The organism is Peribacillus frigoritolerans (assembly GCF_040250305.1).
GTDB lineage: Bacteria > Bacillota > Bacilli > Bacillales > DSM-1321 > Peribacillus.
The window spans coordinates 1592812-1612447 of sequence record NZ_CP158190.1 but is presented as its reverse complement, the minus strand read 5'-3'; the positions used below and the strand labels follow the sequence as shown (position 1 = coordinate 1612447).

The window sequence follows — 19636 nt, the reverse complement described above, 5'->3', positions numbered from 1 at the left end:
TTTCAGCCTCCATACTTTTCAGCTTTTTAGGACTTTCCTCTAAATCCCTTATTTCATTTTTTTACTTCCATACTTTACGTCCATTATCTTCCAAACTCCATTTTCCTTTTTCAAAGTAACTGATTCAACATGTTTTTCCATCGATACAGGTCCGTCCCCTGTGTCCTGGAATTCCTCCTGAACATAAATGAAATCACCGTTTTTGGCATATTTAATTTCCGTATTTTTGTCGTAGCTGAAAAATGGGATATAATATGGAGCGAAATCTGATCCAAATGCGGTATAACCGCCATCAACTTTCACTACATTCGCTTGGACGAACTTCTCGATGAAATCATCTGTGAAATGTTTATCCAACTTCCCTTCAATCGCTTCCTTAGTACGTACTTCCTCACTGATCGAGCCTTGATTCTCCATGGCATCCTGTACTAAGGATAGCACTTCCTCTCTATGTAAGCCCTCCGCTGAAGCAGTGAATCCCCCACTTAAAATTAGAAGGATACTGGCAAGACATGCAACTAAATATTTACTCATTACAATCATCTCCTAGTTATAGAATTTCTCCTAATGATTCGGATTTTTGCCCATGTCTTTCAATACCCGTCCAGATCAAAGCCAAACTACAAAATCACATTCTCCGTTAGACCTTGAAATCATTGCCCATTCTTCACAATAAAAAAGAAGATTTCATGATATTGAAATCTTCTTCTTACAGCTATCGAAAAGCATAGTAAAAAATAAAACCGGCAACCAAAATCGTCCCAACTAAAAGAGAAACGAATATCGGGTTCTTTAAATAAGGATGTTCTTTAACTGAATCATCGATAGTCGAATCATATCTGGCTTTCACTTTCTGTGCCCTTGCCACAGAATAAGTATAAAAGAGCAGATATAACGCCATGACTGTAACGATTATGATTAGAATCCAGATGTACGTGCTCAAAATATGTCTCCTCCAAGCGCATCATTTCTGCTTATCGTTACACATTTAAAGCGATTATATTCATGAATCGTTTTTTATAATAGTGCTTCATTTTCATATAAATAACTATAAGAAAGATCACAGAATATGTATTCCTTATTATTCAGGGGATATGAAAAGGTCCGAATGGTTTCTCCCGTTTCGATATCACTGTATAAATCGGATAGTATTCCTGTTTTCCCATTACGCATCTTTACGATATTTTCGAGAAAATAAGGTCTCCAGCTCCAATTTTTATTCATATAGCTCGGTTGGACTAACCATTGCCCGTCCTTATGGAGGATATTGGGAGATTTTTGATACCCCTCTTCATCACAAATATAAAGCCGAAAACATACGGAATCCAACTTTTTCGCCAAAACTCCGAGAAACTCTTCATGGGAGCTGGCCCGCTTTTGCTGTTTTAAGAAGTTTTGCATATTCTCGTTGAATTGCAAAGTCTTTTGATAAACGGCTTCAAGCTTCTTGGTCTCTAAAGAAATGAAAGACTGACATTCTTGATGGAATTTTTCACGAAGTAAATCTTTATTAATGAACTCGCCTTCCGGTTTCGCCAAAAAATACCCTTGATAATATCGCCCCCCATTCTTCCATGCAAAGCGAAGCTGGTATTCGGATTCAATGTTCTCAAATAGTAAATTGGCGCCGATTTTCCGTGCAAGCATGCTTAGAGAAAACAGGATGACCTGATAGGCATCTCCACCTGAAATGCGAAGCTGGTCCAGGTTAACTTTTAAAATATTCGGAGAAATCTGTGCGATTCGGTCCAATTGCGTATCTTGCCCTAAATGATCTAAAGCTATCTTAATCCCATATGTTTTAAAGTAAGCAAGCACATGCTGCAAAGGATCTAAGTTATCCGGACTGATCGTGTCTGATAATTCCAGCACGATCCGGTGCATTTCCTCCGGTTGAAAATGACGATGTAAAATCTCCATGAATTCTTCGCCATGATCCAGCATAAGCAAATTAGGATCTCTGTTGATAAAGATAAGAAAATCTTCACCATAGTCTTTTATTCTCTCCAAGGCAATTTCAAGTACGTAATTATCCACTTCCACCCTATACTCTTCCGGCACTGCAGAATCGTGAAAAAAAGGGCCAAGGCTTTTATATTCCGCTTGTTCCTCATAGCGCCCTAGAATTTCATACCCGATTACCTGATGTTGATCTGCACTGAAAATCGGTTGAAAGAATGGTGTCACCTTGTCTAAATTCTTTAATATCTTTTCTGTATCCATGATGCATCTTCCCCCTAATTACGAAAACACCAATATGCCAAAATTATACCATTAGTTTCTGGCATTGATAATAAATAATTTTAATTCCTACTGAACAACTCTTTTTTCAGAACATTAAAATACCCGTTCATCCTATCCATTTGAAAAAAATAAATTGAAAAGGCATTGTCCATAATGGAACAATGCCTTAAGTCTGATCAAAAAGGGAAGAACCACGGAATCGTGATCACCATGATAACACCAATGAAGATCTGTATGGAAATCCCGATTATGATAAAATCTTTATGCTTGTAATCACCCGCCGTCATGACAAGCGCGTTGGTAGTGGCAACCCTTGGAGTGGATAACGCCAAACTGCCAGCAACGGCAAGGCATAGAAACACAGGAAGCGGATCGATTCCTTGATTCACCGCAGATGTCAGGGCAATGGGCGTCATGATTACCGTGGCGGCTCCATACGGGATGAATTGGCTCAGTAGCAGTGTCAGGAGGTAAAAGACCGCCAATATGCCGTGTGCCCCGATATTACTGAATAAAACGGTCAGCCAATCACTTATCATTCTCACTCCACCCGTATTATCCAAAGCAGCCGTTATTCCGAACATGGCAGCAATCAAGAGAACAGGTTCCCAGTTAATCTTTTGGTAAGCATCCTCCATCGAACGGACACAGCCAGTGATCACCATCAACAATGCTGCCGTCAATACTGATAGTACAGCAGGTACGGACTCCATCGATAAAAGAATGACCATCAATGCAGTGATTCCCAAGGCGATCCATGCTTTGCCCCTGGAGTGAACCGGAGAGCCATCTTCCGAGGTACTTCCAATAACGATGACATCCTGTAAATCCGAGGAAATCCTCTCAATGTTCTCCCATTCTCCATGTATCAGGATTGCATCACCCGGTTTCAAGCGTTCCGTTCCGACATCCGCTTGAATATATTCGCCATTCCGATTGATTGCCAGCACATTACATTGGTATTTCTCACGAAAATGCACATCTATCAAGGTTTGATTTTCATAATCCGAATTCGGGACGATCAATATTTCTGTCAATCCAAATCTACTGCTAAGAAAATGTTTCTTTATTTGTTCGGTATTGAAATGTTTAAACTCCAGTTCATAGTTAAGTGCCAACCTCTCGACTGCTTCTTCTTCTCCAAACACCAAAATGACATCTTCAGGATGAAGAACTTCATCCGCCCTGGCTGAAATCGTCAGCTGTCTTTGCAGCAGTGGCAATTGCTTGTCCTTTGGCTTCCGCTGGATTTCAATCAAAGTCAATTCATACTGAATAGGAAGCTGGAGGTCTGACAGCCTTTCTCCAACAATATCGGAAGTAGCGGGTATATGCAGATAATGCAATCGGTCATATACTTTGTACATGCCGGCAAGCTCCCCTGCCGACAGTCCCTTGACACTGTTGTTCGCGGCAATCGTTTTCTCGGGAAGCAACAGGCGCCCGAGTGTCAACATGAAGAATAACCCTGCCGCAAAGGCGATTAAGCCAACAGGTGTAAAGTCAAAAAATTCTAAAGTCCCTATTCCGTTTTGCCTAAATACATCAGCAACGATCATATTGGAGGGAGTACCGGTAAGTGTTAATAGCCCCCCAATACTGCTTGCGTAGGCAAGGGGCAATAAATACCTTGTCGGACTTGTTTTTTGTTGTAAGGCCATGCTCATAACCAGCGGAAGCAGTATGGAAACAATTCCTGTTCCACTTAAAAATGCACTTAATATTCCTGCAGTCAGCATGACGATAAGCAGCGATTTCCATTCACTGCCCCCACATAAACCTAACAACTTATTTCCTGCCTTTTCCACGATTCCTGTATTTAACAGGCCGGCACCGACGATGAATAGCCCTGCCAGCATGATGACCACTTGATTCGCAAACCCGGCCACCAGTTCATCCAATGTAAGAATCCCCAATAAACCCAGTATGGATAGTGCACTAAGTGCAATTAAATCAGCTCGAAATTTTCCTTGTATAAAAAGCGCAATCGCGCATAGAAGTATAATCAGTGTAATAAACATTGGTTCGGTCATCATGTTACCTCCGTATAGATGTTCAATTTCAAACCGGATACGGTTTCATCAAACCCCAGTTTACATGTTTTTCATAGGATTATAGAAGATATTTTCTTCAATTTATGTATATTGTTTGTTAGTATGAGGAAGTAACATTTTTATATTAGATAGGTTGATTAATTTGAATAAACCCATATCAAGAAGAACATTTTTAAAGAAAAGTCTTGGTACATTGGCTACCTTAACCGGTTTAGGTATTGGCGGAAACTATTATGCCCATAATTTGGAGCCGAAATGGTTAGAAACCAAGCATAAAATTATCAGCCATCCGCTTATCCCAAAAGGTTTTCATGGCATGAAAATGGTCCAATTCAGTGATACGCATTTAGGCTTTCAATTTCAGCTTAAAGATTTACAAGCAATTGTCAATAAGATAAACCAACTGGACCCTGATGTTATTTTATTTACCGGAGATTTAATGGACCAGCCTAATAAATACAAGGCTCACCAGAAAATCCCTCTTGTTTTGAATCAGCTCAAAGCGCCGCTTGGAAAGTTCAGCATCTACGGTAACCATGATCATGGGGGATATGGCTCAGAAATTTACAGCGATATCATGGAAAAATCCCATTTTACCATGTTGCAGAATACCTCAGCTAAGATAACCTTATTGACGGCTGAAGAAATAATCATTGCCGGGGTTGATGATGCCATGCTAGGAAAGCCGGATTTTGAAAAAGCCCTTTCCGGCATCCCGGAAGGAGTATTCACCATTATGCTTTCACATGCCCCTGACCTTGCCGACATATCAAGGACTTACGACATCCAGTATCAAATTAGCGGTCACAGTCATGGAGGCCAAGTACAAATTCCGTTTGCCGGTGCCCTTGTAACTCCTCCATACGCTGAAAAGTACCGGGAAGGCACATATGAAATCGATTCATTAACGTTACATGTTAATAGAGGGCTTGGCACTACCCGTCTCCCCTATCGTTTTCTTTCACGTCCAGAGTTGACTGTTTACGAGCTACAAACCGAAAAATGATAGAAAAAGAACACAGGGGAAAACAGCCAGACTTATTAACAAAACCTGTGCGGATAAAACAACTTGTTGCCATGTATCATTTGTAATGGACTCCTATGAATTATAGCATTAGAAGTATATCCGAGAAAACCAGGTTTTTTTTACCAGTATCAAAGGTAATGCCATAAAGGTTATACCATACTTAAATAGCCACACAGGAAAGTGCCGATACACCCTAAAACAGACACCGTTATATAGATAAGGCTATCTATATAACGGTGTTTTCTAATAAGTTCAAGCGTTTCCATACTGAATGTCGAAAAGGTCGTAAAAGCACCCAGGAAACCTATCGCCAGAAAAACCTGCAAAGATAAAGCCCAGCTCTCTTTTTGCGGAAACACCATTCCCAGCCCAAAGGAACCTATAAGGTTAATCAGTAAAATGCTAATGGGTATAGAGACCGCTGGCAATAGCCTATTAAAAATAATCTGCAAGACATATCTAGAGGCCGCCCCAAAAAAGCCTCCTATAAAAACTGAAAGAACCTCAATCAAAGGGAGTCACCTCTTTGTCTATTAAAAAGGCCCAGTCCGAGGAAACAAGCGACCAAACCAAATAAAAGCGTAGCTCCAAGATACAGTCCCGCCATTGGCAGAGAAGTCTGCAGTAGATTCACCATTTCTTGGGAAAATGTGGACATCGTGGTGAAGCCGCCGCAAAACCCGCTGCCCAGCGCTAAAAAAACAAGCGACTTCTTTTTCGAGGCGAAATAGCCATTGATCATTCCAATCAAAAAGCTGCCTACTATATTTATCAATAGGGTTCCAAACGGAAAGATGGAATGGCCAGCAGTCAAGATTATGCAATATCGCAATATCGCTCCTGCCGCTCCTCCAAAACCGACTGCAAAAATGCTTTTAAATCGATCCATTAAGGTCCCCCCGAATATTTCTCATAAGTAGACTCATTATAACAGATTAAGATGAAACAGGCTCTTTTCTTTAAAAAAACCATACTATGTAAAGAATTTGAGAAAAGGAGGCTAATTATGCAAACACAGTATTTTCCTTACTACCACTATCCACAAACCCTGATGCTACAGAACGAATACAGAAATGCATATGGGAATGAATATGGACCTGAAAATTGGAATGACGAGCGCTTCTTTCCTTTCTTTCCTCTATTGGCACCTGTAGCTTTTGTTGCAGGATTGGCAATTGGACCGTTGCTATTCAATAACCGTCCACCTGTCTATCCTGCATATCCTCCATATCCTCCCCCATACCCGCCCGCTTACCCTCCTTACCCTGCTTATCCAGCTTATCCTGCTTATCAAGGCTTTCAGGGTTACCAGCAACAACAATTCGGCGCACAGGCTGGGGTATCCGAAAATATCAATATATACACTCGATAAGGTTTGCACAGAAGGCGACATTGAACGCCTTCTTTTTCTTGGACCAAAAGCCGTCAGATTGAATTTTACTTCCCTATATATTTTGAAGTGGTATAATATGAAAATGAATAGATGGTAAAGTGTTAGGAAATGATGGTCATACCCTAGAGATGTACATGCATTGTTTTTTCACTGTTTCTGCCTGGTTGCACACACGTCTCTATTTCAACCAATATATAAGAACAGGTTTTGATTGAAGGACGTCTGTTTGTAACGTCCTTCTAACCTTATTAAGAAAAGGAGTTTCCATGATGAACCAAACGAAAGGACATTCTGAAAGGGATGAGTTTTCGATTAACTCCATTGCCCAAGCCGTGTTTATTGTCAATAAACATGCAAAGACTGCATTGGAGCCCAAAAATTTATATAATTTAAAACGGCTCGCATTAAGCAAGCTTATGCAAGAAGGAAAAGCGAAGAAGATTGGACTTCATTTCTCTGATAACCCTCGCTTTGCAGCACAACAATCCGACGTCATTGTCGAATGCGGATCATATGTTTTTCATTTACCTCCCACTAAGGAAGATTTGAAAAAACTACCCCACCTCGGCAGCCGGGCAGCCTCCATACGGAACCCTAAAGCCGCATTGTCATTATCCAAGGCAAAACAGATCCTGCAATCTTACGTTGGACAAGCAGGTGAAAAACAACCGAACCCTCCCAACAACGTGAAAAGGGCTCACGGGCGTGGGTCGGTCAAGCAACCTTTCCACAATCCATTCCCATCCTCCTTTTTAGGAAAAGGTTCCAAGTATTAATCATTGATAAACCAAACGGGCCGTGAGGTAATGCTCACAGGCCCGTTTCACATTCATAATACCAATCTGTCTATCAACTTTATTAGCTCTGCAATTTCTGGCTTGCTGATTTGTGCGTCAGCCCCTACGACCTGACCTTTATGACGCAGGCTGTCCGTAATCAAAGAAGAGAAAATAATCACCGGCAATCCAGCGAGTTCCCCGTTTTCCTTTATTCTTCTAGTCAAATGATGCCCATCCATTTGAGGCATCTCAATATCGGTAATCACCAGTTGCACTTCTTCTTCAACCACTTTTCCTGATTCAATTAAATTCTCCAGATAATTAAATGCATCAAGTCCATTTTCATAAAACTCCAAGTACTTGAATCCAGCTTCTGACAATGTATCAAACAGCAGCTTTCTCAGTAATGGAGAATCTTCTGCGATCAGGATCCTCTTGTCTGAATTTTGCCGGATACCAAGCTTTTTAACCTGTTGGATGTTTATTCCTGATTCTGGATTGATTTCGACCACTATTTTTTCAAAATCGAGTAACAGCAACATTTCACTATTTAATTTTATTACTCCGATAATCTGACTTTCAAGGCCTTGATACATATCCGAAGGCTTTTCGATTTGTGACCAGGAAATACGGTGGATCTGTGTTACGGTATGTACATGGAAAACCACTTTTTGCTGATTGAATTCAGCCACTATGAATTTATCCTGCTCAGGAGTTTCAGATGGCGAAAATCCTAAAGCATCCGCCACATTCACAACTGGCAGGACTTCTCCGCGAAGCTCAATGATCCCCTCCACATTTGGATGCGAATGCGGGACAAGCGTGATGGGGACAGGATTGATGATTTCCTTCACCTTAATTACGTTAATGCCGAATTTATTCTTTCCGAGACCGAATTCCACTATCTCAAGCTCATTCGTTCCACTTTCAAGTAATATTCCTTTATTTGCTTCCATTGTTTCATCTCGCCCTTCTGCTTTTTCATTTCATAATCCATAAATCATTTAACCGCTAGGGAAATATCATGGTTTCATCAATGAACTCATACCTAATAATTCGGTTAAATATTTCTTTTGTTTAGAGCACAGCTAAAAAAAGAATCAAGAAGGGATTATTTATTAATGCCAAACTAAAAAGGGACCCATCAGAGTCCCCTTTTTCCAAGCTCATTTTTCACCACTGCCATTCCGGCCATCATATCGCCCGTAAGGCTGTCTCTTCGATAAAACCCCTCCATGATTGGGCGATCAGCCAAATGACGCCTTGCCGCCCTTCCAAACCCACTTAAAATAGCAGGTCAGTTGGGTCTTTCATCTCCTTCGCGACCTTTTCTTTGGATTGAGCCAACCTTTTTTAACAAAGAATAAAAACATCATCAAGGCAATTCCGCCCATCATTCCAAGAATGAGGAAATAGCCATAATGCCAATCTAATTCCGGCATATATTCAAAATTCATCCCATATACGCCCACTATGAAGGTCAGCGGCATGAAAATGGTAGTGATGACAGTCAATGTCATCATCGTTGAATTCATATTATTAGAGTTCACAGACAAATAGCTATCTCGGATATCGGATGAAAAATCTCGATACGATTCAAGCATTTCAGTCAATTTAAGAAGATGATCGTACACATCATTAAAATAAAGGTGCTGATCTTTCAAGTAATTCAGACGCTCTGATGAAATCATTCTGTACAATAAATCACGCATCGGCAATATGGTCCGACGGAGCCTGGACATATCTGTACGTAAATCGAAAAGCTGATCCATCAATTCGTTAATCGTGTCATTTTCAGTATTTTCCTCAATGCCGCCCAATTCGCTTTCAATTTTATAAACAGGCGGGAAAAATTCATCGACGATCCTGTCAATTATCCTATGCATCAAGAAAAAGGGACTTTGCTTCAACATTTTATTACCAGCAATTTCTTCCCATACTTTTTCCAGTTCAAGCATCTCTTCCTTATGAAAACTGACTATCCATTTTTCACCAACAAACATATCCAATTCCACTGCTTTAAATACCTTCTCCCTTAAAGCATGTATCACAAGAAATTGGTAGCCCTCATAAAAATCCATTTTGGGACGTTGGTTAAAATCATCCAGACAGTCTTCAATTGCCAGCGGATGAAAGTGAAAATGATTGGTTAAAAGTTCGATTTCCTTGTTTGTCGGGTTGGAAAAATCCACCCAGTACCACTCGATATCCGGATTATTCATTTCGGTTAGCGGTAAATCAAAACTGACTTCATGATTAGAAGTTATTGCGCAAGTCCTTATCATATGTATCAACCCTCAAAATGTTCTTATCATACATTATACCTTTAATTCATTAATCTCAAAAATTTTTCTCCCCCCTCCAAACTAAATGATAAAATAGAATGAATGAGTCAAACATAGTACATAATTCATATAGTTAGAAAAGGGAGGATATTCATAGATGGAACATTTAATAAACCCTCTAGTAAAAGACGTTAAAATATCAGGAATCCGTAAATTCTACAATATGGTCGCTGATATCGAAGGCACCATTTCCTTAACGATAGGACAGCCTGACTTTCCAACTCCGATGCATATTAAAGAAGCGGCAAAACAAGCCATCGATAATGACTATACCGTTTATACTCACAATGCGGGCTATTTGGAATTACGGGAAGCCGCTTCAACTTATGTAAAGGATAAATACAAGCTTAACTATGATCCGGCGAATGAAGTGATAGTGACCTCTGGTGCCAGCGAAGGCATAGACATAACCTTTCGGACGATCCTCATCCCCGGAAACGAAGTAATATTACCGGGTCCGGTATACCCGGGATACGAACCCATCATTAAGATGTGCGGGGCAACACCTGTATATGCCGATACAACAAAAAATGGATTTCGTTTGACTGCAGATATACTTGAAAAATACATAACTGAGCATACTCGTTGCATCGTTCTGCCCTATCCATCGAATCCGACCGGGGTTACATTATCTGCCGAAGAATTACTGGACATTGCCGAACTTGTTAGGGGCAAGGACATCTTCATATTGGCTGATGAAATATACAGTGAACTGGTATTCGATCAGGAGCATGTTTCGATTGCCACTTTCTTAAAAGAACAAACCATCGTCCTGAACGGATTGTCCAAGTCCCATTCCATGACCGGGTGGAGAATCGGCCTTCTGTTTGCGCCTGCAGCCATCTCTCAGCATCTCCTGAAGGTTCACCAATACAATGTGACCTGTGCCGCCTCCATATCGCAGAGAGCTGCCTTGGCAGCATTGACGGCAGGCAGAGATGATGCAATCCCCATGAAGACTGAGTATGCACGGAGACGGGAATACGTATTCAGCCGCTTACAAGCGATGAATCTGGAAGTAGTCAAACCAAACGGGGCCTTTTACTTCTTTATAAAGCTGCCTGAAGGCTATGCCTCTTCGCTTGATTTTTGCCTTAAGCTTGTTCAACAGGAAAAAGTGGCAGTGGTCCCTGGAGATGCATTCTCTCCCCTTGGTGAAGGGTACTTCAGGATATCTTATGCATATTCCATGGAAACCCTGGAAACGGCTTTGGACCGTATTGAGGCTTTTTTAACTATAAAATAACCGAAAAAAAGTGGCCTTCAATTGAATGAACAATTGAAGGCCATTTTCCTATTTTCAAAGATGTCATGCTACCGAAGGTTTCTCACCAAGTCAGTCAACTAATACAACCTCCGCAAGAAACGAATTTCCCGATAACCCTCTTCCTTATTTGTCGTGGTAAGGCTCACTTCAACGATTGACCCAAGTAAATCAGCCATCACTTCTTCAAATTCTTTTGCGGAGCGCGGCTTTGAAAAACCTAAACTCTTCAATTCGCGCATCAGGATCTGAAAACCGGCATTCGTTTCGATATGACTGAATTTCACCGGCAGTATCAGCGGACTTTCATTCATTAATTTCAGATCCCAACGAATGGGCTTTGTTTGATGAATGGTTTTTTCTCGCTTAAAACCTTCAATCCTTACAATATATCGACCATCTTCTAATTCCTGGAATTTCATATTGATATCATCGAATTCGCCCATAGCTTTCACTCCTTTTTGTAAAGGCTGTCGCTATCAGCTTATTCATGATATAGATATGCTAGCACTAATTATAATGTTTATATAATGCTTGTGTACCGCTATTTTCCTCGCCAGCTTCTGCCAGCCCTTCATATAGGGATTTGCTCAGGCTTAATCCAGGAGCGTCCATTCCCATTCTTTCCGCTTCATCAAGTGCAATCTTCATATCCTTGATAAAATGCTTGATATAAAAACCAGGTTCAAAATCCCCTTCAACCATTCGCGGCACAAGATTGGACAGTGACCAGCTTCCGGCAGAGCCCGATGATATGCTCCTTAAAACCCGGTCCGGATCCAACCCAGCCTTTTGGGCATAGGAAATCGCTTCTGTCACTCCGATCATATTGGATGCAATGGCGATTTGATTGCACATTTTCGTATGCTGTCCTGAGCCAGCCGGGCCTTGATGGACAACATTGCTGCCAATGATATCAAAAATGGGCCGGACAGCTTCAAATGCCTCACTAGACCCGCCGACCATGATCGTAAGCTTCGCATCACGAGCACCGATATCTCCTCCGGAAACCGGTGCATCCAATGATTCCATGCCCCTTTTCTTGGCTTCTTCTGCAATTTTCACTGCCAAAGATGGAGTGGATGTCGTCATATCGATTAAATGGGTTCCTTGTTTCACGTTCTCGATAAGCCCATTTTCCCCAAGATAGATTTCTTCCACATCACTAGGGTATCCCACCATGGAAATGATCACATTTGCTCTCTGCGCAATTTCCTTTGGTGCAGATGCCCACTTCGCACCCTGTGAGAGCAGTTCACTTGCCTTATCTTTCGTCCTTGTATAAACAAACACCTCAAATCCCGCCTTAAGAAGATTTGCGGCCATGCTTTTTCCCATAACTCCTAAACCTATGAAGCCGATCACTTTGTTCGTTTGCATATTGCAGATTCCTCCCACTCTTTTTGTTTCAAAAAGCCTTAAATGGACTTTATCATTCCTCCGTCAACTAAATACGACTGGCCCGTTAAATATGTATTAGCGCCTGAAACAAGGAAAGTGACGAACTTTGCAAATTCCTCGGGTTCCCCATAACGGCCAAGAGGGATTTTGTTAATCGATTGTTCAGTCATCTCCTCAGGAGTGACGCCTTGTTTCTCCGCATTCATTTCATCAAGGTGCTGAACCCGGTCTGTTGCGATTCTTCCTGGACCGACTGTATTGATCAAAATCCGGTCCGGTGCTAATTCTGAAGCTAACGTCTTTGACAATCCAACGATTGCCGTCCGGAATGTATTCGATAATATCAATCCTGGAATCGGTTCCTTAATGGATGAAGAAGCAATATTAACGATTTTCCCGCCCTGTTTTTTTAAATGTGGCAAGCTTTCACGAATCGTCCTTATGAAACTTAGTAAATTAAGTTCGAAGGATTGTTGCCATTCTTCATCATTGAAATCTGTAAATGAACCCCCTGGAGGACCTCCGGCGTTATTAATAAGAATGTCGATACCGCCGAATTCCTCAGCAGTTTGCCCAACCAGGCTTTTAATATCTTCAGCTTTTGTTATATCCGTCACCTTATAAGAAACTTTACCCGTCCCAAGCTGCGATAATTCCCTTTGTACGGCGGCAAGCTTTTCACCATCACGGCTTGCCAGCATGACATTTGCTCCTTCCTTAACCAATTCAGCTGCCATAGCCTTCCCCAAACCTTGACTTGAAGCTAAAATCAAGGCAGTTTTCTTTTCCAAATGTAATTTCATATAATATTTAACCTCCATTCTCTTAAAATCATAATTCCATTATATCGTCATAACCGTAAAGTGAAAAATCTGAATAATCATTATTTTGATTTTTATTTACAAAAAAATAGCCGGTTGGATAAACCAACCGGCGTCAAAGGGGGAAATGAGAATGTCAGCTGCCCTAATAGAGCTAAACAACTGTGCTTGCTTTTTATTTACCCCCATTTTGAAGCAATAAACATTTTTTCTCAAATGATCATGCAAGAATTACAGGACAGCACCCCATCCGAAGTTTCTGTGGATGGGGTGCGTTTTTCCTGAATTATTTATTTCTTCAAAGCGTTAACTACCGCTTCTTTCACATTATCATTCGTATCCAGCTCTAAAACTTCCTGAGATAGTTTTTTCATCTCTTCAAGTGAAAGTTGGCTAATTAAAGAACGTGCTTTTAAAATCGAAGTGGCACTCATTGAGAATTCATCAAGCCCCAATCCGATCAATATCGGTATGGCCACTTCATCCCCAGCCATTTCCCCGCACATTCCGGCCCATTTCCCTTCTTTATGAGCTGCATCTATGACCATTTTAACCAGGCGTAATATCGCTGGATTGTATGGTTGATATAAATAGGATACTCTCTCATTCATTCGGTCAGCGGCCATCGTATACTGAATCAAGTCATTAGTGCCTATGCTGAAGAAATCGACTTCCTTAGCAAAAATATCCGCCATCACTGCAGTTGAAGGGATTTCAACCATGATTCCGACTTCAATTTTTTCGGCAACTTGAACACCATTATCAAGCAATTCCTGCCTAACTTCAGCCAATACAGCTTTAGCTTCGCGGAATTCAGCAAGCGTGGCAATCATCGGGAACATGATTTTCAAATCTCCGTAAATGCTTGCACGAAGCAGGGCACGGAGCTGAGTCCGGAAAATCTCCTGCTCATTTAAGCAAAGACGAATCGCACGGTATCCAAGGAAAGGATTCATTTCCTTAGGAAGCTCTAAATAAGGCAACTCCTTGTCCCCGCCTATATCAAGCGTTCTGACGACTACAGGCTTACCTGACATTCCTTCCAGCACCGCTTTGTATGCCTCGAACTGTTCCTCTTCACTTGGAAAGTCATTTCTGCCCATATAAAGAAATTCCGTACGATATAACCCGATGCCTTCACCGCCGTTTTGATGCACACCCTCAAGGTCTTTCGGCGTACCAATATTGGCTGCCAATTCCACATGATGGCCATCATTTGTAACGGTTTGTTCATGAACCAATTTCGCCCACTCAGCCTTTTGCATAGCATAGGCTTCCTGCTCCTCTTCGTAGCGTTTCACGAGCTCAGGAGTAGGGTTGATGTGAACTTCACCCTTTAACCCGTCAATTATGACCAAGTCACCATTTTCAATGGACGAGGTCACTGACTTCGCTCCAACGACTGCTGGAATTTCCAATGAACGTGCCATAATGGCTGAATGGGATGTACGTCCACCGATATCGGTCGTAAATCCTTTAACATATGCCGGATTCAACTGTGCTGTATCGGATGGAGTCAAATCCTCCGCAATGATGATCACTTCTTCAGCAATCATGCTCGGATTTGGAATATGAACACCTAAAAGATGTGACAGCACCCGTTTCGTGACGTCACGGATATCCGCCGCACGTTCCTTCATGTATTCATTATCCATTTGTTCAAACATCGTAATGAACATGCTTGCGGTTTCATTTAAGGAAAATTCAGCGTTGACGCCTTCTGATTGTATTTTATCCTGAATCGGAGTGATAAGTTCCGGATCAGCCAAAACAAGCAGGTGTGCGTCAAAGATAGCGGCTTTATCGGCCCCTAAATCCTTTTCGGCTTTATCCCTGATTATCTCCAATTCATTTGTTGACTTTTGAATAGCTTCCTTAAAACGGGATATTTCAGCCCCGACATCTTCTATGCTTCTTTTTTCAATCGATAAATCTGGCTCAGTCAGTCGGTAGGCTTTAGCGATGGCTATTCCGTTTGAAGCTGCTATTCCACTAATCAAAGTGGACATTATTCTGCTAATCCTTCTCTGTTCAACGTTTCAGCAAGTGTGTTTAGTGCATCATTTTCATCGCTTCCTTCAGCAGAAATCGTAATTTCCGCCCCTTTGCCAATACCTAGAGACATTACACCCATAATGGACTTAAGGTTCACTTTTTTCTCTTTATAAGCAAGGTTTATTTCTGAATCAAATTTTCCTGCAGCTTGTACAAGCAATGTAGCCGGACGAGCGTGAATTCCTGTTTCTGCAGTTACTGTAAATGTTTTTTCTACCATATAAATCAATCTCCTTTAAGATAAATTAACAAAAATAGGTTATGTAAGGGGTTTTCTTCATACTATCAGGAAAGAAACGAAAAAAATGCCCTTTTCCTTATCAGGATAGCATTATCATTCCCAACAAACAAACCAAAACTATTGGTACCTACAAAATAGTACAAAAATATAGAAGGAACTGCAACTATTACTTTTCAGATTCTTCAATGATTAAATGGACAGCTGTGCATTTTTGGTAAAAAAAGCCCTAAAACTAAGCATAATGAAAAGGACCACCGTTAATGAAACACTTCCGAGAATCCCGATTAGTATTGCAATCTGGTACTCAATAGCGATTAGCGGGCTTATCCCCGACAGGATTTGCCCTGTCATCATTCCTGGAAGGAAGATAATCCCCATCCCGAGCATATTGTTCAAAGTCGGGAGCACTGCCGAGTCGAATGCAGCATCCACATATTTCTTTACAGCCCTCGCTGGAGTCGCTCCAAGCATCAACATCGCTTCTACCTTTTCACGATTACTGCTAATCCCATCATGGAGGTTTTTAAGCGCCAATGTCACTCCTGTCATCGCATTTCCCACGATCATCCCTGCAATTGGAATGAAATACCTCGGCTCATACCATGGAGTGAAATGGATCACGATCACATTAAAATAAAACAAGGCAGCCATGGGACCTGACAACATACTTAGGATAACCATCCTTTTGATTTTCTTATTAAGTGTATGGGACACTTGCTTAAAAATATTATGGATGGAAAACAGGGACATCGCACATAAAAATCCCAAAGAAAGTAAAGGGTGGGGATTTTCAAAGATATATGTCAAAACATAACCGGCGAGAACAAGTTGGACCGTCATCCGTACCGTAGCGAGCATGATTTGCTTCTCCCGTGAAATCCCGCGCCATTTAACGATTATGAGCAGGATTACTACAAACACGTAGGCCGCACAAAGACGCCAGAACTCAATATCTATTATCCCATTCGCTTCCATTAATAGTCACCCTCCTTCGCCTTTTTCAGAACGATCCTCTTTTCAGCACAGATGTCCGCAAGCTGTTTTGAATGGGTTATCATGATGACCGTTCCTTTTTCCCGCTTTACCTCTTCTAAAAAACGGCTCATGACCGTCAGCTCGGCTTCCTCATCAAGAGCCGAGGTCGGCTCATCCAGTAAATACACCTCGGGTTTCAATAATAGTAGCCTCGCCAGTGCCAGCCTCTGTTTCTCCCCGCCAGAAAGATTCTCCGCCCCCTCGTCTAAAGACTTCTGCAACTGGACGGTTTCAAGTGCTTTAACCAATTCGGCTTTATCCTTTTTTTCCCGTTCTGTCAATTCCAGGCCAATCTGCAGATTTTCTTCAATCGTACCCGGTAAAGTGAACGGTGCCTGAGAAAGCATTGTGACTTTACGCCGGAGCTCTATCGGGTTGAATTTATCCAGCAGCTGATCCTGATAATAGATCGAACCGCTATCCGGGTCATCCATCCTGTTCAATAATCGGAGCAGTGAGGTTTTTCCTGCACCGCTTTCCCCAGTCAAGCAAGTGACCATACAAGCGTGTATTTTCAAATCATCAATTTTCAAAATCCCTTTATACCTAATATTTTCAAGCCTAAATATCATTTTGTACCCCCTGCCTCCCTTACTCCACCATATCATTATAAGAAACTATCATGATATGGGGTAGCGATGCATGTAAAAATTTTCATTTTCTTTCGCTTTTTTATGGGTTAGTATTAGTCCTGCCGAATATATCCATGACGGACGTGGAAAACACCTTAATAAATGGGGGGACTTATCATGAACGGAAATTCCTTGTTACATTCTTATCTGAATGTTTTTCTCCTGACTGCACTTTGCCTGATTACGTTGTCTGGCTGCCAGGCAGCATCAGATAACCAGATTAATCAATCCAAACAGGAAGATTCAATTTCAAATGAAGAAAAAGGCAAGACATTCACAGCCGAGATCATCAAAGTTGTTGACGGAGATACAGTAAAAATCAAAATGGCTAATGGAAATGAAGAAACGGTCAGGCTCCTTTTGGTAGATACTCCAGAAACCGTGCACCCATCCAAGCCCGTTCAGCCTTTTGGACCTGAAGCAAGCAAGTTCGCCAAGGAACTCATGCCTGCGGGCTCTGAAGTGGAAGTAGAAACCGGCATAGGTGAAAGGGATAAATACGGCCGGCTGCTGGCCTATTTTTATGTTGATGGTAAAATGGTGAATAAACTCCTGCTTGAAAAAGGACTGGCCAGGGTAGCCTACGTTTATGCACCGAACACGAAATACCTTGATGAATTGGAAGATATTCAGAAACAAGCCCAAAGAGACGAAATCGGTATTTGGTCTATTGAAAACTATGCAACTTCAAATGGGTTTGATGATTCCCAGTCAAAAGAAGTATCAGTGGAAAAGCCGACTGGATCTTGCAGTAACCCGCAAATTAAAGGGAATATAAACTCTAAAGGCAATAAAATATATCACATTCCTTCGGGCCAATATTACGAAATTACTAAACCAGAAGAAATGTTTTGTACCGAACAGGACGCACAGGATGCCGGTTTCCGAAAATCGCAAAGTTAACAAATTCAACGGTTTATCAATATGCCCGCTTCCGTTTTTTTTAATAACTATATGATGATTTGCAAAATTACACATCTTTATATGTACAGACTGCAGGCAAATTAAAAAAAGATCAGATTGCCTGCAGTTTTTATTAAAAAAGATCCATCGGATTTCAGAAATCCACTCCCTTTCCGCCGACAGTCTGCCAAGCCGCATCAAAGCAAGCGTCTGTGGGGTCTCGGCTAGACAGTTTTTCGGCAGGAGTGTCGCATATTTCTTCAATCCAATAAGGATTACAGTAAAAAAACTAAATACCGGAGCACTTTATTCGACCCGCTGCACTGTCTTGGGCCGTTGACGCAGTTTATCGACCTAAACCACACTTTATTCAGCCGTTCACGCACATTATTCGACCTACCTCGTACTGTATTCGACCGTTGAGGCACTATATTCGACCTACCCCGCACATTATTCGACCGTTCACGAATTTTTTCGACCTTCACCTCACTATTTGCCCCCGAAACCCATTTTGTCGTCAAACTGAAACCGTGGAGTCCATCTCCGTGGTTTCAGACTGTGGGGTCTCGGCTAGACAGTTTTTCGGCAGGAGTGTCGCATATTTCTTCAATCCAATAAGGATTACAGTAAAAAAACATTAAGGATAATCTAGTCTTGTTTTATAATCATGGATCGGGTTGAGAACATTCCGAACCTCCTTTTGCAGACAAACTGAACACATCTTCATGTGTATATGACTTTTCATTTGGTCTTCCCACATTCAAGATAACTTGAATCTCCCTTTTTTCCCTTCGATAAGGTTCTTTTTAGCTCCCTTAAACCCCACTTTTTTCCCCTCAATTTTCCCGTTACGCTTTTTGGCTATATATGATCGATTTATTTATGGTAGAAGCACCCGGGAATACAGGAAAGTGCACTTTCTAAAGGTGACTTGCTTAATGGAAGATTTCTCAGCACTAACGAAGGATTTCACCCCGATGATCCATCATATTATCCGCTCACTTTCCATCTATAAAAATAAGGAAGAATATTTTCAAGTAGGCTTGATTGCTTTATGGGAGTCATTAGGGAATTTCAATGAGGAATACGGAAAATTCTCCAACTATGCCTATACGGTAATCAAAGGCAAAATTCTGAACGAATTAAAGCATCATCATAAATATGAGATCCGTACCGAACCCTTTGATTCCTTCATATTAGAGATTAAGGATCCTTTTTCGATGCATGAAGAGGCCTTTGCCATCGATAATATCTTAACCTACACGGAAGGATTGACACTGAATCAGCAACGCTGGCTTTTACAGACATACCTCGAAAATAAAACGGTGTCTGAAATCGCTGAGGTCTATCAAGTCACTGCAGCAGCCGTCAAATCATGGAGAAAGTCCGCTTTAAATAAATTAAGGAAACAAGTGATTTTTCCATTGTAAATAATTAGGGGT

General features: G+C 41.4%; 21 protein-coding genes. 6 read left to right on the top strand and 15 right to left on the bottom strand.

Annotation, left to right across the window (positions count from 1 at the left end):
* Nucleotides 1–48: 48 nt before the first annotated feature.
* The 4 genes from ABOA58_RS07975 to ABOA58_RS07960 form a co-directional block, all read right to left on the bottom strand.
* Nucleotides 49–534: a DUF3993 domain-containing protein gene (locus ABOA58_RS07975; RefSeq protein WP_350301902.1), complete on the bottom strand. Its 486-nt coding sequence runs from the start codon at nucleotides 532–534 to the stop codon at nucleotides 49–51.
* 181 nt (nucleotides 535–715) lie between these two features.
* Nucleotides 716–943 carry a hypothetical protein gene (locus tag ABOA58_RS07970; RefSeq protein WP_137018849.1) on the bottom strand — a complete coding sequence of 76 codons (228 nt, stop codon included), beginning with the start codon at nucleotides 941–943 and terminating at the stop codon, nucleotides 716–718.
* Between the two features lie 74 nt (nucleotides 944–1017).
* A complete protein-coding gene (locus ABOA58_RS07965) occupies nucleotides 1018–2223 on the bottom strand; it encodes an EAL domain-containing protein (RefSeq protein ID WP_350301901.1) in 1206 nt (401 codons plus the stop codon).
* Nucleotides 2224–2420: 197 nt separating this feature from the next.
* Nucleotides 2421–4280 carry an SLC13 family permease gene (locus ABOA58_RS07960; protein WP_350301900.1) on the bottom strand — a complete coding sequence of 620 codons (1860 nt, stop codon included), beginning with the start codon at nucleotides 4278–4280 and terminating at the stop codon, nucleotides 2421–2423.
* Nucleotides 4281–4440: 160 nt separating this feature from the next.
* Here ABOA58_RS07960 and ABOA58_RS07955 point away from each other — a divergent pair, with 160 nt between their 5' ends.
* Nucleotides 4441–5304: a metallophosphoesterase gene (locus ABOA58_RS07955; RefSeq protein ID WP_350301899.1), complete on the top strand. Its 864-nt coding sequence runs from the start codon at nucleotides 4441–4443 to the stop codon at nucleotides 5302–5304.
* Nucleotides 5305–5474: 170 nt separating this feature from the next.
* On the opposite strand, the gene crcB is transcribed toward ABOA58_RS07955, so the two are convergent.
* Together crcB and ABOA58_RS07945 are read right to left on the bottom strand one after the other, a co-directional pair.
* A complete protein-coding gene (gene crcB / locus ABOA58_RS07950; protein ID WP_350301898.1) occupies nucleotides 5475–5837 on the bottom strand; it encodes a fluoride efflux transporter CrcB in 363 nt (120 codons plus the stop codon).
* Entirely contained in the window at nucleotides 5834–6214 is a 381-nt protein-coding gene (locus ABOA58_RS07945; RefSeq protein ID WP_350301897.1) for a fluoride efflux transporter FluC, read from the bottom strand. Before ABOA58_RS07945 ends, crcB begins: the two co-directional genes overlap by 4 nt.
* 117 nt (nucleotides 6215–6331) lie before the next feature.
* Between ABOA58_RS07945 and ABOA58_RS07940 the strand changes: the two genes are divergently transcribed.
* A complete protein-coding gene (locus ABOA58_RS07940; protein ID WP_350301896.1) occupies nucleotides 6332–6697 on the top strand; it encodes a hypothetical protein in 366 nt (121 codons plus the stop codon).
* A 290-nt stretch (nucleotides 6698–6987) separates the two neighbouring features.
* Nucleotides 6988–7494 carry a YkyB family protein gene (locus tag ABOA58_RS07935; protein WP_350301895.1) on the top strand — a complete coding sequence of 169 codons (507 nt, stop codon included), beginning with the start codon at nucleotides 6988–6990 and terminating at the stop codon, nucleotides 7492–7494.
* A gap of 53 nt (nucleotides 7495–7547) precedes the next feature.
* Here the strand turns inward: ABOA58_RS07935 and ABOA58_RS07930 are convergent, their stop codons facing one another.
* Both ABOA58_RS07930 and corA read right to left on the bottom strand, forming a co-directional pair.
* Nucleotides 7548–8453: a chemotaxis protein gene (locus ABOA58_RS07930; RefSeq protein ID WP_350301894.1), complete on the bottom strand. Its 906-nt coding sequence runs from the start codon at nucleotides 8451–8453 to the stop codon at nucleotides 7548–7550.
* A 354-nt stretch (nucleotides 8454–8807) separates the two neighbouring features.
* Complete coding sequence (corA, locus tag ABOA58_RS07925; RefSeq protein WP_350301893.1) at nucleotides 8808–9782, bottom strand: magnesium/cobalt transporter CorA; 975 nt, start codon at nucleotides 9780–9782, stop codon at nucleotides 8808–8810.
* 157 nt (nucleotides 9783–9939) lie between these two features.
* On the opposite strand from corA, the gene ABOA58_RS07920 reads away from it, so the two are divergent.
* Nucleotides 9940–11088, top strand: a complete 1149-nt coding sequence (locus ABOA58_RS07920) for an aminotransferase A (RefSeq protein WP_350301892.1) — start codon at nucleotides 9940–9942, stop codon at nucleotides 11086–11088.
* 98 nt (nucleotides 11089–11186) lie between these two features.
* Here the strand turns inward: ABOA58_RS07920 and ABOA58_RS07915 are convergent, their stop codons facing one another.
* The 7 genes from ABOA58_RS07915 to ABOA58_RS07885 form a co-directional block, all read right to left on the bottom strand.
* The gene (locus ABOA58_RS07915; protein WP_034314117.1) at nucleotides 11187–11552 is read right to left on the bottom strand and encodes a hypothetical protein; all 366 of its coding nucleotides are present in this window, start codon (nucleotides 11550–11552) and stop codon (nucleotides 11187–11189) included.
* 64 nt (nucleotides 11553–11616) lie between these two features.
* Nucleotides 11617–12486, bottom strand: a complete 870-nt coding sequence (locus ABOA58_RS07910) for an NAD(P)-dependent oxidoreductase (protein ID WP_350301891.1) — start codon at nucleotides 12484–12486, stop codon at nucleotides 11617–11619.
* 38 nt (nucleotides 12487–12524) lie between these two features.
* Nucleotides 12525–13310, bottom strand: a complete 786-nt coding sequence (locus ABOA58_RS07905) for an SDR family oxidoreductase (RefSeq protein ID WP_350301890.1) — start codon at nucleotides 13308–13310, stop codon at nucleotides 12525–12527.
* 308 nt (nucleotides 13311–13618) lie between these two features.
* Nucleotides 13619–15337, bottom strand: a complete 1719-nt coding sequence (gene ptsP, locus ABOA58_RS07900) for a phosphoenolpyruvate--protein phosphotransferase (protein WP_350301889.1) — start codon at nucleotides 15335–15337, stop codon at nucleotides 13619–13621.
* Complete coding sequence (locus ABOA58_RS07895) at nucleotides 15337–15603, bottom strand: phosphocarrier protein HPr (protein ID WP_034314127.1); 267 nt, start codon at nucleotides 15601–15603, stop codon at nucleotides 15337–15339. The genes ptsP and ABOA58_RS07895 overlap by 1 nt, the downstream gene beginning before the upstream one ends.
* A gap of 210 nt (nucleotides 15604–15813) precedes the next feature.
* Nucleotides 15814–16599, bottom strand: coding sequence for an ABC transporter permease (locus ABOA58_RS07890; protein ID WP_350301888.1), 786 nt, complete (start codon nucleotides 16597–16599; stop codon nucleotides 15814–15816).
* Entirely contained in the window at nucleotides 16599–17228 is a 630-nt protein-coding gene (locus ABOA58_RS07885; protein WP_434547787.1) for an ABC transporter ATP-binding protein, read from the bottom strand. The genes ABOA58_RS07890 and ABOA58_RS07885 overlap by 1 nt, the downstream gene beginning before the upstream one ends.
* A gap of 180 nt (nucleotides 17229–17408) precedes the next feature.
* Here ABOA58_RS07885 and ABOA58_RS07880 point away from each other — a divergent pair, with 180 nt between their 5' ends.
* Together ABOA58_RS07880 and ABOA58_RS07875 are read left to right on the top strand one after the other, a co-directional pair.
* Nucleotides 17409–18194 carry a thermonuclease family protein gene (locus tag ABOA58_RS07880; RefSeq protein WP_350301886.1) on the top strand — a complete coding sequence of 262 codons (786 nt, stop codon included), beginning with the start codon at nucleotides 17409–17411 and terminating at the stop codon, nucleotides 18192–18194.
* Between the two features lie 938 nt (nucleotides 18195–19132).
* Nucleotides 19133–19624, top strand: coding sequence for a sigma-70 family RNA polymerase sigma factor (locus ABOA58_RS07875; protein ID WP_350301885.1), 492 nt, complete (start codon nucleotides 19133–19135; stop codon nucleotides 19622–19624).
* Nucleotides 19625–19636 lie beyond the last annotated feature (12 nt).